Origin of the sequence: Paenalicyclobacillus ferrooxydans (assembly GCF_001399675.1) — a bacterium.
GTDB classification, from domain to species: Bacteria; Bacillota; Bacilli; order Alicyclobacillales; family Alicyclobacillaceae; genus Alicyclobacillus_B; species Alicyclobacillus_B ferrooxydans.
This window is the reverse complement of the sequence record NZ_LJCO01000002.1, coordinates 1-16,176: the sequence shown is the minus strand read 5'-3', so window position 1 is coordinate 16,176 and position 16,176 is coordinate 1. Positions and strand designations below refer to the sequence as shown.

Sequence of the window (16,176 nt, the reverse complement as noted above, 5' to 3'; positions counted from 1 at the left end):
TATTTCTACGCTGCTTAAACAGACCACCGAGCCGCAGTTCGCCTGGGCGGAAAAAGATGAAACACGCACAAATCTTCTCCCAGACGCTGCAGCAGTACGTAGACGGAGATATTGAACACTTGGATGACCTGGAGTACGACCCAGTCTAAATACGCCAAAATCTGGAATGTAGGCTATCTGTCTAAGAGGTGTAATCTCTTTAGGCCATACACATCCAGCTAAACTAACCGAACATTCCGACTACGTACTGTTGCCATGCAGTGTGATGCTCTTGACACCCCAACGACTATTTAATGCAACGTTAGTGGGTGAGACCGACTAAACACGCGAAATCCGGCGGATTAGTGGGCTGGGAGCGACTAACGGGACCCGCCTAAAGGCCAAACAACATCGGTAAGTCGGTGCAACCGACTAAGAAGGCGCCCCGCGGCCAGGTTAAGTCGGTGAGACCGACTGAATTTCCACCGTCCGTCTGCTCCTGGTCGACGTATACTCTGAGGCGTGTCACGTCAGGGTCGAAGGGAGACAATGTAGTGGAGAGACCATCTCCCATGTACAGTTCACTAGTTGCACATGGGACTCCGTACACATATAATCGGATTAACCATTTGAACATCACGGCAAAGATGGGAAAGAGTAAGCGCGTAGCGGCCGATAAGCGAGTCGGGGACGGTGTGAGCCCGGCGGGTACAATGCGTGGAATGGGTCCCTGAGCTAACCGCTGAAGGTCGAGAGACTGGGTAGGTGGATTCGGAGCCTCCGTTATCGGGTAGGTCAGCCAGCTAAAGTCACTGGTTGGTCATCAAGTTGTGCACATTCACATCGTGCCTGCGCGTCATACGCGTTGTCTGGTTGTGGATGTGTGAACATGGGTGGTACCGCGGATTAAACGTCCGTCCCATTTTGGGATTGGGGCGTTTTTTATTTGACCGATCGCGATTTCTTGACACGTCGAGGCTGCCCTAACGCCAAGGCCGCCCTGAGCCAGTCGAGATGGCTAATCCGGTGACTGACCCAGCACCACCAGCACCACCAGCACCACCAGCACCACCAGCACCACCAGCACCACCAGCACCACCAGCACCACCAGCACCACCAGCACCACCAGCACCACCAGCACCACCAGCAAACACACAAAAGGAGTGAGCGTATCGATGAAACACCGCGTCTTTTCTGGAATTCAGCCAAGCGGCACATTGACCCTTGGCAACTATCTTGGCGCCATGAAGAACTTTGTTACCCTGCAGGACGAGGCAGATTGCATCTTCTGCATTGTCGACCTGCACGCCATCACTGTACCCCAGGAGCCTGAGAAACTGCGTCAAAACTCCATCAACCTGGCGGCACTCTATCTCGCTTCCGGCATCGATCCGGCTAAGTCGACCCTGTTCATCCAGTCCCACGTCCCGGCCCACGCTGAACTCGGATGGATGTTACAGTGCGTCGCCTATTACGGTGAACTCGGCCGCATGACCCAGTTCAAGGACAAGTCGGCCAAGAAGGAAGTCGTCACAGCAGGGCTCTTCACCTACCCGGCGTTGATGGCGGCTGACATCCTGCTCTATCAGACATCCTTAGTGCCAGTTGGTGAAGATCAGAAGCAACACCTCGAGTTGACGCGCGACATCGCCGAGAGGTTCAACAGCAAGTTCGGTGATACGTTCACCATCCCTGAACCATTCATTCCAAAAGTCGGCGGCCGCATCATGAGCCTCGAGGAGCCGACCAAGAAGATGAGTAAGAGTGACGAGTCAGCAGGCGCATACATCTCCATGTTGGATGAGCCATCCGTCATCCGCAAAAAGATCTCCCGCGCCGTCACCGACTCGGGTCGTGAGGTTCGTTACGATCCCGCTGAAAAAGCCGCCATCAGCAACCTGATGACCATTTACTCGCTGTGTTCTGGCAAGTCCATCGAGGAGATTCAGGCAGAGTACGATGGCCAAGGTTACGGACCGTTCAAGAAGGACCTCGCCGAAGTCGTGGTCGCTGCACTCGAGCCAATTCAAAACCGGTACCGCGACCTTCTCCAATCCGGAGAAGTCGTCGATATTCTGCGCCAGGGTGCCAAACGTGCCTCCGAACAGTGTGGGGACACCCTGGCTGACGTCAAGTCCAAATTTGGATTTCTCAGTTAAGCTGGGGTTTATGCCCCAGCTCTTGCCACACGTGGGATGTGTGGTATCATTTTAGATGGTTAAATTGACGCTTACGTAAGGGAGGCACTTGCATTGGCCCAGCTGCAAAAGTTTCAACCACCAACATCTGGAGACCCCATCACACTGCAAAACGGAAAGTTGAACGTCCCTGACAACCCCATCATTCCGTTTATCGAAGGTGATGGCACTGGTCCGGATATTTGGCGTGCTTCGCAACGTGTGTTTGATGCTGCAGTGGAGAAAGCGTACGGCGGTAAGCGCAAGATTGCATGGTATGAAGTTTTTGCTGGTGAAAAGGCATTCAATCAGTTCGGTGAATGGTTGCCAGCAGACACTCTGACAGCACTCTCAGAGTACATTGTCAGCATTAAAGGTCCCTTGACAACTCCTGTTGGCGGTGGCATTCGCTCATTGAACGTTGCTCTGCGTCAGGAACTCGATTTGTATGTTTGCCAACGTCCCGTGCGTTATTTCAATGGTGTTCCATCTCCTGTAAAACGTCCTGAACTTATAGATATGGTTATTTTCCGCGAAAACTCTGAGGACATCTACGCTGGTATCGAGTGGCAGGAAGGTTCTGAAGAAGTGAAGAAGGTCATCAGCTTCTTGCAGAACGAAATGGGTGTTAAGAAGATCCGCTTCCCAGAGACCTCCGGCATCGGCATCAAGCCTGTATCCAAAGAAGGCACCGAGCGACTCGTTCGTGCGGCGATTGAATATGCCCTCAATCATGGGCGCAAGAGCGTAACCTTGGTACATAAAGGAAACATCATGAAGTTTACCGAGGGTGCGTTTAAGAACTGGGGTTATGAACTCGCAGAGCGTGAGTACGCAGAAAAGACCTTTACCTGGGCTGAGTATGATCGCATCAAGGCCGACAAAGGCCAAGCCGAAGCTGATGCAGCACAGAAGGCTGCCGAAGCTGCAGGCAAGATTATCGTGAAGGACGTCATCGCCGACGCCTTCCTGCAACAAATTCTCACACGCCCAGCAGAATATGATGTCATCGCAACCCTCAACCTGAACGGCGACTACATCTCTGACGCCCTTGCGGCTCAGGTCGGCGGCATTGGTATTGCACCAGGCGCAAACATCAACTATGTCACTGGCCATAGCGTCTTTGAGGCAACCCACGGTACCGCACCGAAGTATGCTGGTCTCGATAAAGTGAACCCGGGATCCGTTATCTTGTCTGGCGTCATGATGTTTGAATTCATGGGCTGGCAAGAAGTTGCAGACAACATCACCGCAGCGATTGAGAAAGCCATCACACAGAAGAAAGTCACGTATGACTTCGCCCGACTGATGGACGGCGCGACTGAGCTGAAGACATCTGAATTCGCGGATGTCATCATCGAAAACCTGTAAGGTCATGGGATTCATCAGGCAATGACCGGTTCGGTCAGCTCTGAGGCCAATCCCGATCCGGTCAAGCCTGCTTAATTTTCAGGAGGCGAATCGCATGTTGAAACGGAAGAAGATTTCGGTCATCGGCGCAGGGTTCACAGGCGCCACCACAGCATTCATGCTTGGCTTGAAAGAACTTGGGGACATCGTGTTGCTTGACATCCCGCAACTCGAAAACCCGACCAGAGGCAAGGCACTCGACATGCTTGAAGCGATGCCGGTTGTCGGATCGGACGTTCACATTGTCGGAACATCTTCCTACGAAGATACCGCCGATTCCGATCTCGTCATCATCACCGCTGGTGTAGCCCGCAAACCCGGTATGAGCCGTGACGATCTCGTCAACACCAACGCCGGTATTGTCAAGTCGGTTACCGAACAAGTTGTCCGTTTCTCTCCGAACACTGTGTTGATTATCCTCAGTAACCCCGTGGATGCAATGACCTATGTTGCGTACAAGACCTCAGGTTTTCCGAAAGAGCGCGTCATCGGCCAGGCTGGCGTACTTGACACCGCTCGCTTTAATGCATTTGTCGCAGAAGAACTGAGCGTATCCGTCGACGAAGTTCACGGTTTCGTGCTTGGTGTTCATGGCGACGATATGGTTCCGCTCGTTCGTTACTCAAATGTGGGTGGTGTCCCGCTTGAGAAGCTGTTGCCAGCAAAGCGGATCGAAGAAATCGTCCAGCGTACGCGTACGGGCGGTGGCGAGATCGTCAACTTGCTTGGTAATGGCAGCGCGTACTATGCACCAGCTGCATCACTGACACAAATGGCTGAAGCCATCCTGAAAGACAAGCGCCGCCTCCTGCCTGCCATTGCGTATCTGCAAGGCGAATTCGGCTACGAGGACCTGTTCCTTGGTGTACCGACCGTCCTCGGCGGAAAAGGTATTGAGCGTATCGTTGAACTTGAGTTGACTGAAGAGGAGAAGGCAGCGCTCGACAAGTCTGCCCAGTCCGTACGAAATGTTATTAAGGTCGTTTCAAACCGGTAATCATCAATGTTTCCATGCAATTAATTCCGTAGGTTCCTTTATGCGTCGTCACCTTCGGCTATCCGATTTGTGAGTCGATGCATCAACCTTGTTTCATTTGACGGCTGTCTGGGGGTCTCCTCTTGGACAGCCCTTTTTTGTTGTCCAAGGTGGCTCCAGGGTGGCTGTCTACTCTCTGCCCAGATTCTGCCGCACGGTGTCTTACGTTATCCGCATTTTTCCTGCCCCCAAACACACGATCTCCACGAACTCGCGACCGGAATCTAGTGAGGAATATGTTACAATAACAGCGGCACGCAAAGGAAAATCGTGCTCGTCGAGACTGCAATCGACGGAGAGGGGTCCGGTCCATGTCCGAAACAGAGTCCACTCCCAAAATGTCTGCTGCTGCTGACACACAGTCGACCGCGAAAGTACAGTCGACGACTGACTCAGGTGTCCGTCCCAAGCTGATGCTGATTGACGGCAACAGTATTACCTATCGCGCATTTTTTGCCTTGCCGCCGCTAAGTAACGCGCAAGGTCAGTTCACGAACGCCGTCTATGGATTCACGCAGATGCTGTTGAAGGTATTACAGACCGAGCACCCCACACATGTGGCGGTTGCTTTTGACGCTGGTAAGCAAACATTTCGGCACAATGAATATGAGGAATACAAAGGTACACGTCAGAAGACACCAAGTGAGCTCTCAGAGCAGTTTCCACTGGTTCGGGACGTGCTTCAGGCCTTTGAAATCCCTGCTCTCGAGGTTCCACAGTACGAGGCAGATGACATTATTGGCACCTTGGCCCGGGAAGCAGAAGCCAAGGGGTACGAGGTTCTCGTCGTTTCAGGAGACAAGGACTTGCTTCAACTCGTCACCGATCAGGTAAACGCCATCTTGACCCGCAAAGGGGTCACTGATGTTGAACGATATACGCCGCAGACCGTTTTTGAACGCTATGAATTGACGCCAAGGCAAATTATTGATCTTAAAGGCCTCATGGGTGACAGCTCGGACAACATCCCTGGTGTCCCAGGTGTTGGTGAAAAGACCGCCATCAAGTTGTTGAAGGAGTTCGGGACGGTCGAATCAGTACTCGACCATATTCCCGACGTATCCGGCAATAAACTCAAAGAGCGGCTTACTGAACACAAGGATAAGGCCCTGATGTCGAAGCGCCTCGCTACCATTTATCGCGAGGTGCCGGTCGAAGTTGACTTTAATGACCTTGAATACTCAGGTCACCTGACATCGAAGGTTCTGGATGTGTTCAAAAAACTAGGGTTCAAGTCGCTTGTCGACAAGATTTCCAGGGAAATCGATACATCCGCCGATGGTTCGACAGAAGGCCCTGTCCGATCCGGTGAATCTGCCGATGATGGCCAACTGAACAGCCGAGCCGAAGCTGCCGCCAGGGCACCTGAGATCCCGTTTGAACGGATCACGACAATGGCGCAGCTCGAGCACTTGTGGCCGATACTGCGTGGTGAAGTGGGTGTCATTCCTATCTGTGATGGCCCTGATTATCAGACGGCGAACCTAGTCGGGTTCTCCGTGGGCATGAAGACCGCGTGCTACTTCATTTCGTTTGAAGGCGAACTCGAGACAACGGATGTAAAACCTTTGTGGTCGCACGAGTTCGAGAAAACGGTCTTCGATCTCAAGTCACTGGTCGTCCTGCTCGACGCCCACGGTCAAACCTTGATGCCAAGCGGCAACTGGTTTGACGTACTCGTTGGCAGCTACCTGATGAACCCGTCGGATGGGGAATTGACCCTGCAGAACATTCTCGAACGTGAGTTGCACAGGTCTGTGCCGGCATGCCGGTGGGATTCCGCCGAAGACGTAGAGAAAAAGTCGCAGGTTGCAGCGTGGCTGCCGGAATTGAAGCATCACATCGGCCTCGGCCTGCGCGAGCAAGACCTTGATGACCTCTTCTTTCAAGTGGAGCTCCCGCTGGAGTTTGTGCTTGCTAAGATGGAGGTACTAGGCTTTCACGTGAATGTCGGGCGGTTGCAAAATATCGGATCGGAATTGCAAAAACAGCTCGAACAACTCACTCGGCAGATCTACCAACATGCCGGAGTTGAGTTTAACATCAACTCGCCGAAGCAACTTGGGGAGATTCTGTTTGACAAGATGGCTTTGCCGGCGATGAAGAAGACCAAGACCGGCTATTCAACCAGCGCTGACGTGCTCGAGAAGTTAGCCCCATATCACGACATTGTGCGAGACATCCTGCAGTTCCGCCAACTCGGGAAACTGCAATCGACATATGTAGAAGGCCTGCTGAAGGTCATCCGACCTGAGACCGAACGCGTTCACACTCGTTTTCATCAGGCTTTAACCGCCACAGGCCGCCTATCGAGCAGTGAGCCAAACCTTCAAAACATCCCCATTCGGATGGAAGAAGGCCGAAAGCTCCGACTTGCTTTTGAACCGACGTATCAGGACTGGGTCATTCTGTCTGCAGACTATTCGCAGGTGGAGCTCCGCATCTTGGCACACTTGTCGGGCGACGAGGCACTTGTTCAGGCTTTCCGCAGCGACGCTGATATCCACACCAGCACAGCATCAACCGTTTTTGGTGTACCGCCAGAGGAGGTCACCCCGTTGATGCGCCGACAGGCAAAGGCGGTCAATTTTGGCATCGTGTACGGGATCAGTGACTACGGGCTCTCGCAGAACCTTAACATCACGCGGGCGGAAGCCTCGCGTTTCATCGAGGACTATTTTGCGAAGTTCCCCGGCGTCGCAAACTATATGAAGGAGATTGTCGACAGTGCCAAGAAGCTCGGGTACGTGACCACGCTTTTGAACCGGCGGCGCTATCTCCCGGATATTCACAGTCGTAACTTTAACCTGCGCAGTTTCGCTGAACGAACTGCGATGAATACACCCATTCAGGGTACAGCTGCAGATATCATCAAACTCGCTATGGTCCGGATTGACGAAGCTCTGCGGGAGTCGGACCTGCGTGCACGTATGCTCTTGCAAGTCCATGATGAGCTTATCTTTGAGTGCCCGCAGACCGAAGTGGAAGAACTTGAGGCCTTCGTGCACGAGAAAATGGAGAATGCACTGACCCTCAGCGTTCCGTTAAAGGTCGACGTACACGTCGGACAAACTTGGTATGATGCGAAATAAAGGATCCGTTGGCGGTTGCAGACTCTCATCCAATTCGGGCGCAACACGCCAGCCCTGGTCCGGAATCAAATGACGGTTGCAGGGCCTCATCCAAAATAGGAGGATTTCTGGTTGCCGGAACTCCCTGAAGTAGAGAACGTAAAGAGAAGCCTCGAGTCTCTGGTGATTGGCAAAGTCATTGAGAGCGTGGATGTTCGATTGCCGCGGATCGTTCGATGTCCTGATGATCCGCGCCTCTTTGAGGCCATGTTGGCTGGCATTACAATCACCGGATTTGGTCGACGCGGCAAGTATCTGTTGTTCTTTGTCCCCCCGTTCACCCTCGTCTCGCATCTGCGTATGGAAGGGCAGTATCGACTTGCGGATACCGGAGATGAAGAAGCCCCCCATACGCACGTTGTATTTCGTTTTACGGACGGTACAGAACTTCGCTATCGGGATGTCCGCCAGTTCGGAACCATGGATCTCGTCCTAACCCAGGACGAATACCCACAAGGTCTTAAATCTTTAGGACCTGAACCGTTTGATAAGAGCCTGGATGGTCGAGAATTGTACAAGCGTCTGCACGCGCGGCGAGCACCAATAAAGGCTGTTTTGCTCGATCAGACATGCATCGCCGGCCTTGGGAATATCTATGTTGATGAGGCACTGTTCTTGTCTGGGATTCATCCGGAGCGCAGTGCTTCGGTGTTGACGAAGAAGCAATGTGACGGACTGCTTGAAAACATTCGGGATGTCCTCGCTCGTGCAATTGAAGCGGGCGGATCGTCTATCAAGACCTATGTTAATGGTTACGGCCGCCATGGCGGCTTTCAGATGGCTTTAAACGTGTATGGCCGTGAGGGACAAGCATGCACAAGGTGCGGCAGCGAGATTGTGAAGCTCCGTGTTGCTGGCCGGGGGACACACGTGTGCCTGCACTGCCAGCGGAGACCACGCCGCCGAAGGGCCGTTGTGGGCGCTCAGGCTACTGACAAAGGCAGGCCCCAGGGGAAACTGGTTGTTCCGAGTAAGAATGCGGATGGAGGTAGCATACGGTGATTGTCGGACTAACAGGTGGAATTGCCACGGGAAAAAGCACAGTGACCGCTATGCTGCGTGAGCTCGGTGCATATGTTGTGGATGCGGATGTTTGGGCACGGAAAGTTGTCGAACCGGGCAGTCAGGGCCTCTCTGAAATTGCCGCAGCATTCGGCCCCGGTGTGCTGTTGGGTGATGGCGCGCTCAATCGCCCTGCACTTGGCAGAATTGTGTTTGGGGACGAATCAGCTCGCCAGACACTCAACCAAATCACACATCCGAAGGTTCGGGAAGGCATGAAACAGGAGACACTCATGTATTTTCAGAACCATCCTTCCGATCCGATTGTGTGGGACGTCCCTCTCCTGTTTGAAGGGGATACCAAGTATCTCGTTGACGTGACTGTCCTCGTATACGTCCCCGAAGATGTACAGCTGACACGGCTCATGCAACGGGATGGGCTGTCCGAGTCCGACGCGAAGGCCCGTATCAAAGCACAGATGCCGATTGAGGAGAAAAGAACCCTGGCCACGTATGTGATTCATAACTCTGGGACACCAGATGAAACAAAAGAACAGGTTGTCACTCTCTGGGAGACCCTGCAGAACAAGGCGGCGGTACAGTGAGATTCGTCAAGATAAAAAAGAGGATCATTGTATCGTTTGTCCTTTTGGTTGTGGTCATCCTGCTGATTACGTCAAATACCTTTTGGCGCTGGATGTATCCGATTGGTTATCAACCGTTGATTCAGCAGTCTGCCCGTGCAAATGAGCTCGATCCGTTGCTCGTGGCAAGCGTAATCCGCGTTGAGAGTCAGTTTCACCAAAAGGATGTCTCTCACGCCGGGGCCATTGGGCTGATGCAGCTCATGCCAGACACAGCACAGTGGGTTGCACAGCAGATGAGCCAGCAAGGAATTCGTCTGACAGGTGAACAGAACGGTCAGACGAACACTCAGGACCTTGCCAGTCCCCAGCTTAACATCCAACTCGGGAGTTGGTATATCCATTACCTGATTCAACAATTTAACGGTAATGAGGTTGCCGCCATTGCCGCATATAACGGCGGCCCCAAGCGCGTAGGGCAGTGGCTGTCAAACGGCACCTGGAACGGTAAACTGCAGGATATCACAGACATTCCAGTTGGAGAGACTCGTCACTTCGTTGATAGGGTGTTTTATAATTACGACCTATACCAGCGTATCTATGGAAAGGCTCCGGAGTGGAAGAAGGCTGCCGACAGTTAATGGTACACGGCAGACTTCGAAGGCATCCTTTCACTGCACAACTTTGACGACACACTTTCAGGGCAACTTTCATTGCAACTTTCAGGGCAATTTTCACAGTACAACTTTCAGGGCAACTTTGTGCGTGGACAAAATTGCCCTTCCACAAACCTCATTAAAGTAGTTGACACAGCACGTCCAGGCTCATATAATGGGTTTTGTCGCTGCTGACATGTCGAGGTGGCGGAATCGGCAGACGCGCACGTTTGAGGGGCGTGTGGGGAAACCCGTAGGGGTTCAAGTCCCCTTCTCGACACCAGTTAAAAACCTAAAAGTTAGGGCGATATCGAATCGGTCACTTTCTTGGTTATCTATGAGGGTGACCGATTCTACAAATTCCCGGATAACCTGCTTTTTCTCTTCCTCATCGGTTGAGAAGAGCAGGTTTTTCTTTGCATGCATGACCCCAAGAACCGCCTCACTGTCGATGGTGGATTCCTTTTGCATTAGTTCCGCGCGGTTCAACTCAGATTGCAAAACGGTTTTTCGCAAAGTTGCTTCTCGTATCTTCTCTGCGAGTATGTTCTTATCCAACAGGCCTTCTCCGATGGCTTCAATCCAGTTGTTCATTTTACGGTCAAGTTCTGCGAGTTCGGTTTTGAGCGGCAACAGATTGTCTTGTGATTCCTCGCGCTGTTCTTGATAGAGCTCTTGTACGCGATCTGTAATCTTCCGTAAAGCTTCGTCTGAAAAGACCGTGTTGACCAACTTCTTCATTATGGCATCCTCAAACTCTTCTTTCCGAATTCCTCTTGACCCACAGTTTTCACTGCATTTGTAGTAGGCGAATCGAGATCCACTTCTCATATATGAAGAACCTCGAAACATGCCCTTGCAGCCTGGAGTCCCACACTTCACACGGTCCGACAGGAGGTAGGTAAGTCTGGCCTTGAACTGTCCTGGTTTATGTTTCCTTGCTTTCATGGCTTGATTTACCTTGTCCCACAGTTCTTCCGATACAATCGCTGGGACCGCTCCAGCAATCTGGATCTGTTCTGCTTCGTCTTTACGTTTGTGGCTGTTTCGTTTCCCGCCACCAATCTTCTGGTCGGTCACATCCCATGTGTACACCCCTTTATACTTTTTGTTTCTCGCCCAATCCCAGAAGCTGTTCTTGGTAAACCTCCTTCCGTTGTACGTGCGGAATCCCTGACTATTTAACTCATCAATGATTCTTGATAATGTCAGACCTTTAGCGATGCTTTCAAAATAAAAGCGAACAGCCGGAGCGGTCCTCTCGTCAATCTCAAGCATGAGCGTCTCTGGATTTACTTTGTAACCATAAGGTGGTCGTCCACCTGTGTGACGACCCGACGTCGCGTTCTCCAACAAACCTTTTCGCGTCTCGCGGGCAAGGTTTCTTGAATAGTATTCAGCCATCCCCTCAAGGACCGACTCGAGAATTATGGACTCCGGACTGTTGTCTAACTGTTCAAGAACACTCTCTAGACGCACGCCGTTCTTCTTCAATATCCTCTTGTAATATGCGCTGTCGTATCGGTCACGGGCAAAACGGTCCAGTTTGTGAACGATGATAACGTCAAATAAATTTTTATCACTGTCGGAAATCATCCGTTGGAAGTTAGGGCGATTGTCGTTTGTGGCTGTGCGTGCATCATCCGGATAACTATCAACGAGGACATAACCCTTTCGTCGGCAGTACTCTTCAATTGCCCGCAACTGTGCAGTTATAGACTCTTCACGTTGGTTTGCTGAGCTGTACCGTGGATAGGCCACCGCCCGTAATGTCTTTCCTTGTAACACGTTACCAACCCCATTCACCTTCAGCTATCCTGGGCCATCTTAACCCCTTATCAAAAACCCGGATTTATCAGGGTCAACTGTTTGTTCTTTTACGGAGGCCTAAAATTTCTCCGTGGTAGATTACATATTCAAGCGTCTCGTCAAGCGGGTGCCGATACGAGTAATCGTAGTCTTCTGTACATTCTCGAATCATATCGCCTGAATGTCCTGTCCAAGCTGATAGACCATATACATCCTGAGTCAACAGCATTAGACGTGCGTCCATAAATGGTAAGGGAACATTAAACGCGTCGGCGAGATGAACCACTTGGGATTGCCACGAACAATCTTCAACCATGTGTTGGGCAATCAAATAAGTTGGTGCTAGTGCGTACATGGCAAAATAATTCGCCTGGCGTTCTTGTCGCTTTCGTTCATCCGAGCACATCACCTCCTGGTCCCCTGTATGCAATAATACGTGTCCAAACTCATGAGCTAATTCTACACGTTGCTGTGAATGTGGAAGCCGATTATCAACAATAATCGTGTACAGGTCGTCAATCATTGCAAAATGGGTACTTTCGACCGGTTCATGATGCACCCAGATACCTGCTTCCTTTGCAAACGATTCAATGTCGATTTCGCTTGGTGATTGAATGTTACGTCGTCTATAGCAGCGCAAAATTCTCCATTCCAATTTAGAGGGTTGATAATTCTCTATCATCGTATACACCCTTGCATTCGTCCCCATTCTTGCTGTTTTCATGGTGGTGTCCTTCACTAGAATGAGGGGGAAACCCGTAAATCGTCTTTATATCATTCTCCTTGTTTCTGTCCGGGTTTTCGTCCCTTTTCCAGTTCATAAATAAGTCGTAGCCCGCGCATCATCTCTTTTTTTCGGGTAGATGGGCTTTTACTGAAATCGTAAAAAAAGGTTCCGGTTAAGTGATTTTTGACCCATGTTACAAACTCACGTTCCTCCGGTGGGAGTGTCGGAAGGTCATCCCCACTTTTCCCCGTCAATAACCAATCTAACGAAACCTCATACATTTCCGCTAATCGAATTAAGGTCTTCGTATCGGGTTCCCGATACTCGGTTTCGTAACCTGTATACGTTGAACGAGCAATTCCCAATTCATCTGCGACTTGTTGAGTGGTGAGTTGTTTTGTAGCCCTGGCCTGTGTCAATCTCTCGCCAAGTGTCACCGAGGTTCCACCTCCAATCTTTTTGTGCAACGAGTAGTGTCGAAAAAAGTCGTCGCTGATAGCGTCATTATACTTGACCACAGTCTCGTATCGCAACTATGATTTGTCTATCAAAATGAATGTCGCGTTTCGCGATAGAGGGGGTAGAGCCATGGATAGACAACCACGTACGTGGTTAATTCGTTTACGCCATCAGCGGCGTATGTCCCAGCAGCAAATTGCTATGCGGGCTAGGATTTCTCGCAATTATCTATCTGAAATTGAGTGTGGTGTTAAAAATCCAAGTGTGGATGTTTCGAAGCGCATCGCCCAAGTAGTGGGGTGCGAATGGATGCAATTTTTTTAACCATCTATGTTGCAATACGCGACTTTGAATTTAGGGAGTGTGTGTAAATGGGTTTGAGACGGCAACCGTCTAATGGACCAGAAAAAGTGGTGATTCGCGTCAATCGTGTTCCTCATCCTCAGCCGGATGCTGCAGAAGATTTAATCGCTCGATTGGTGGTTAGGGAACTCGTATCAAGGCGAGGTACACCAGAAGGGATTCTCTAAAAGATCACACCGTAATACAGATGACGTTTGGACCAGAATTGGGGTTTTCATATGAACATTCCAAATGAGCTAAAAAGGATTGTGATCAAGGAAGAGTTGGTGCGGCTCACAGGCGACTTATATAGAGCCATTATTTTGAATCAATTCATTTATTGGAGTCAACGTGTACGAGATGTTGACCGATTTATTGCTGAAGAACAAAAGCGTATGCAACATGAAGCTGCGGAAATAAACATGAAGCCGACAAAAGGATGGGTTTATAAAACAGCAGATGAATTGCTGGAAGAAACGATGCTGGGAATTTCGAGGCAATCCATAAATCGATATCTAAACGCTCTGGTTGAACAAGGTTACTTATTGTGCCGAAACAACCCTGATCATAAATGGGATCGAACCAAGCAGTACCGAGTTGACTTTGTAAAGGTTCGTCAGGAGCTAGCTGCACTTGGATATACACTGGATGGCTATGCAATGCTCAAAATGAGCAATGCAATGCTCGGTCAGAGCGATGGAAAGCTTAGTTTGAGCAATGGGAAGCTCAAAATGAGCAATGGAGTGCCCAATGAGAGCGATCGAGCGCCTACAATGAGCAATCGAATGTTGTCAGATGAGCAAGCAATACCAGAGATTACTACAGATCATGTTGTTGATAGTGATAAAGCTGTTACATCGGTTAGGTCCCAAGACGGTTTGAACAGCACTGATGACAAACTTATGGACGCATCCATGTATTTTGTAGGTGGTACTCCACAAGACGCTGATGAGTCAGGAGTTTCTCCTGATCCGTATGAGGCCATAGAGCTTCGTATGAGAAATCATGTGGATTACCCATACACATCGAAGCAGAGAGATTACGAAGCTTTGAATGAATTGCTTGAACACCAGGTTCCCCTTCACTTCATCCTAGATGGAATTGACTATACTTTTGCCCAGTATCCGACGAAAAGGATTAACAGCTTTGCGTACTGTGCAGAGGTTATTAAACAGCGATGGGGCACAGAGACAGCCAAACGGAACTGGGCGCAAGACGACCGCAACAAAGGATATGTTCCTTTTGAGAGACCTGTCCCAAGACAGGTGAGACGTTCTGAAAAACCAGCGAAGGACCCGAGATACAAAGCGTTCTATGATCTGTTTCCAGACAGCTGAAAAGAAGCTTACAAACCAACCTGCGGATAGAGGTGAGGAATCATGCAGATAGAGTATTACAAATACACGGTCGTTAATTTGAATGACCAGAGAGAATTGATGGCAGCGGCTCCACCGGAAATGTTTGCTGAAGAAGTTGGTGCTCTTTTAGAAATCATTGGACATGGACCAACGAATATTGTGATTTATTCGCATCAGGACGGAGGGTTATACCGCCCGAAAACCAATGCGGACCTATCCATTACGGACAATGTGTTTTTCAGATTGGATGGTTCGAACTTTGAGCCGCGACCGACGATGTCTGCGGCAGAGAGCTTAGAACTCGGCCAACGCATTGCATCTGCATATGTCGTGCTCCGAAAGAAATTTGTATATCTTAAAATGAAAAAATGGGGCTCCGTGAAACCAGAAACACAGCAAGAGTTGAACGAACTATCGCACAAATTGAGCATTGTTGAAAACGCGATTGTGGGCACTGGTGAAATGGAGGCTGTTTTCGATTTGTGGCTTCGTAAACAATTTAGTCCAGAGAAATGCGCGATGGAGTTACATATGGGGAAATCGACCTGGTACCGGCGTTGCCGAGCTGTGGCCCGGCACATCGCCTTTCACTTAACAGAACGGTTATCGCCAAGCGCTCTGCGTGAGCTGCTTCAGGACGCCGGTAAAATGGAAGATTGGATGTCCCTGTTTGAATACCTTGACGAGACAAACACATAAGCCGTTTTTTGTTATTTGGTGCTCTAGGTCGAAGACAAGGGCACATCTTGAGGTGGTTGTGATTCGCCAATCAATCGAATGGCACTCTCAACCACCTCTTCATATGAAATTTGGTACTCGTCTGCAAGTCGGACAATGACATCAAGTATTGAAGAAGAAATCATCCACTGCACGGGTTCTACCAATTGGTATTGACCTTCTCGTACTTCGATAGGATATTCTGTTTCTCCCACAACGACCTTGTTCCCAGTTAGATAAATTGCCATCACGCGATTCGCAACAAGAAATTCAATCGGAAGACACACGCCAAAGTGTTCGAAAAGATCGACTAAGGTTCGAGAAGCGTGGCCAATATAGTCGGTTCGAAACGTGTGAAAATGGTATATCGCCTGTGCAGTCGAGACTGTAACCTGCGTTTCACCTGATTCTTCGACTGCGACTTCGATCATTTCGGCTTGCTCCATTACTGATCTGGCAAAGGTTAACTCCTCATCGTTTGTCGTGAAGTTGCTGAAAATGTGCTGGATTCGGTCAATGTACTGGATGTCTACGCCCGCTTGGTGACTCAATTCCAAAGTAATTCCTCCCCACTCATTTCATCCATCGAAGCATAGCAAATCGTGATACGAACTTGGCACCACGTAAGTGCCATTTCGCGGTACGGTCAAAACGGACGTAAGGTACCTTGTCCAGATGTCCGAGAAAGAAGAGTGATAGGAGTGGCAGGTTCGTCGAATAACGCGCTCACGCCATTGAATCTCAACCAGACCATGAAAGGTTTAGGGTTTCGACCTGTTGACCCTTTTG

The 16,176-nt window shown here is 50.2% G+C and carries 16 protein-coding genes and 1 tRNA gene; 13 read left to right on the top strand and 4 right to left on the bottom strand.

What is annotated here, in order from left to right; translation table 11 throughout:
* Positions 1-533 precede the first annotated feature (533 nt).
* The 9 genes from AN477_RS24090 to AN477_RS00040 all read left to right on the top strand — a co-directional run bounded on the left by AN477_RS24090 (position 534) and on the right by AN477_RS00040 (position 10,258).
* A complete protein-coding gene (locus AN477_RS24090; RefSeq protein WP_157061730.1) occupies positions 534-713 on the top strand; it encodes a hypothetical protein in 180 nt (59 codons plus the stop codon).
* 441 nt (positions 714-1,154) lie between these two features.
* Positions 1,155-2,138 carry a tryptophan--tRNA ligase gene (trpS, locus tag AN477_RS00075; protein WP_054967159.1) on the top strand — a complete coding sequence of 328 codons (984 nt, stop codon included), beginning with the start codon at positions 1,155-1,157 and terminating at the stop codon, positions 2,136-2,138.
* 93 nt (positions 2,139-2,231) lie between these two features.
* Positions 2,232-3,527 (top strand): NADP-dependent isocitrate dehydrogenase, encoded by a 1,296-nt coding sequence (gene icd, locus AN477_RS00070; RefSeq protein ID WP_054967158.1) that lies wholly within the window; start codon positions 2,232-2,234, stop codon positions 3,525-3,527.
* Between the two features lie 94 nt (positions 3,528-3,621).
* Positions 3,622-4,563, top strand: a complete 942-nt coding sequence (gene mdh, locus AN477_RS00065) for a malate dehydrogenase (protein WP_054967157.1) — start codon at positions 3,622-3,624, stop codon at positions 4,561-4,563.
* Between the two features lie 350 nt (positions 4,564-4,913).
* Complete coding sequence (gene polA, locus AN477_RS00060) at positions 4,914-7,694, top strand: DNA polymerase I (RefSeq protein ID WP_425388094.1); 2,781 nt, start codon at positions 4,914-4,916, stop codon at positions 7,692-7,694.
* A 111-nt stretch (positions 7,695-7,805) separates the two neighbouring features.
* Positions 7,806-8,735, top strand: a complete 930-nt coding sequence (gene mutM / locus AN477_RS00055; protein WP_054967156.1) for a DNA-formamidopyrimidine glycosylase — start codon at positions 7,806-7,808, stop codon at positions 8,733-8,735.
* Complete coding sequence (coaE, locus tag AN477_RS00050; RefSeq protein WP_054967155.1) at positions 8,732-9,340, top strand: dephospho-CoA kinase; 609 nt, start codon at positions 8,732-8,734, stop codon at positions 9,338-9,340. Before mutM ends, coaE begins: the two co-directional genes overlap by 4 nt.
* Complete coding sequence (locus AN477_RS00045; protein WP_245631661.1) at positions 9,337-9,960, top strand: lytic transglycosylase domain-containing protein; 624 nt, start codon at positions 9,337-9,339, stop codon at positions 9,958-9,960. Before coaE ends, AN477_RS00045 begins: the two co-directional genes overlap by 4 nt.
* Positions 9,961-10,173: 213 nt before the next feature.
* Positions 10,174-10,258, top strand: a tRNA-Leu gene (locus AN477_RS00040).
* On the opposite strand, the gene AN477_RS23570 is transcribed toward AN477_RS00040, so the two are convergent.
* Genes AN477_RS23570 through AN477_RS00025 form a run of 3 tightly spaced genes read right to left on the bottom strand, consistent with a single transcriptional unit; the run spans position 10,237 to position 12,948 of the window.
* On the bottom strand, positions 10,237-11,781 hold the full coding sequence (locus AN477_RS23570; RefSeq protein ID WP_083485789.1) for a recombinase family protein: 1,545 nt from the start codon (positions 11,779-11,781) through the stop codon (positions 10,237-10,239). The genes AN477_RS00040 and AN477_RS23570 overlap by 22 nt on opposite strands.
* Positions 11,782-11,836: 55 nt before the next feature.
* Complete coding sequence (locus tag AN477_RS00030; protein ID WP_054967152.1) at positions 11,837-12,508, bottom strand: ImmA/IrrE family metallo-endopeptidase; 672 nt, start codon at positions 12,506-12,508, stop codon at positions 11,837-11,839.
* A gap of 50 nt (positions 12,509-12,558) precedes the next feature.
* Complete coding sequence (locus AN477_RS00025) at positions 12,559-12,948, bottom strand: helix-turn-helix domain-containing protein (protein WP_054967151.1); 390 nt, start codon at positions 12,946-12,948, stop codon at positions 12,559-12,561.
* 151 nt (positions 12,949-13,099) lie between these two features.
* Here AN477_RS00025 and AN477_RS23565 point away from each other — a divergent pair, with 151 nt between their 5' ends.
* From AN477_RS23565 to AN477_RS00015, 4 genes are read left to right on the top strand one after another with little or no spacing between them, the layout of a single operon-like run.
* Positions 13,100-13,294, top strand: coding sequence for a helix-turn-helix transcriptional regulator (locus tag AN477_RS23565; protein WP_054967509.1), 195 nt, complete (start codon positions 13,100-13,102; stop codon positions 13,292-13,294).
* Positions 13,295-13,341: 47 nt separating this feature from the next.
* Positions 13,342-13,500, top strand: a complete 159-nt coding sequence (locus AN477_RS24080; protein WP_157061727.1) for a hypothetical protein — start codon at positions 13,342-13,344, stop codon at positions 13,498-13,500.
* A 51-nt stretch (positions 13,501-13,551) separates the two neighbouring features.
* Positions 13,552-14,649, top strand: a complete 1,098-nt coding sequence (locus AN477_RS00020; RefSeq protein WP_054967150.1) for a MarR family transcriptional regulator — start codon at positions 13,552-13,554, stop codon at positions 14,647-14,649.
* A gap of 42 nt (positions 14,650-14,691) precedes the next feature.
* Positions 14,692-15,369 carry a hypothetical protein gene (locus AN477_RS00015; RefSeq protein ID WP_054967149.1) on the top strand — a complete coding sequence of 226 codons (678 nt, stop codon included), beginning with the start codon at positions 14,692-14,694 and terminating at the stop codon, positions 15,367-15,369.
* Between the two features lie 23 nt (positions 15,370-15,392).
* On the opposite strand, the gene AN477_RS00010 is transcribed toward AN477_RS00015, so the two are convergent.
* Positions 15,393-15,944, bottom strand: a complete 552-nt coding sequence (locus tag AN477_RS00010) for a PCI domain-containing protein (RefSeq protein ID WP_054967148.1) — start codon at positions 15,942-15,944, stop codon at positions 15,393-15,395.
* Positions 15,945-16,176 lie beyond the last annotated feature (232 nt).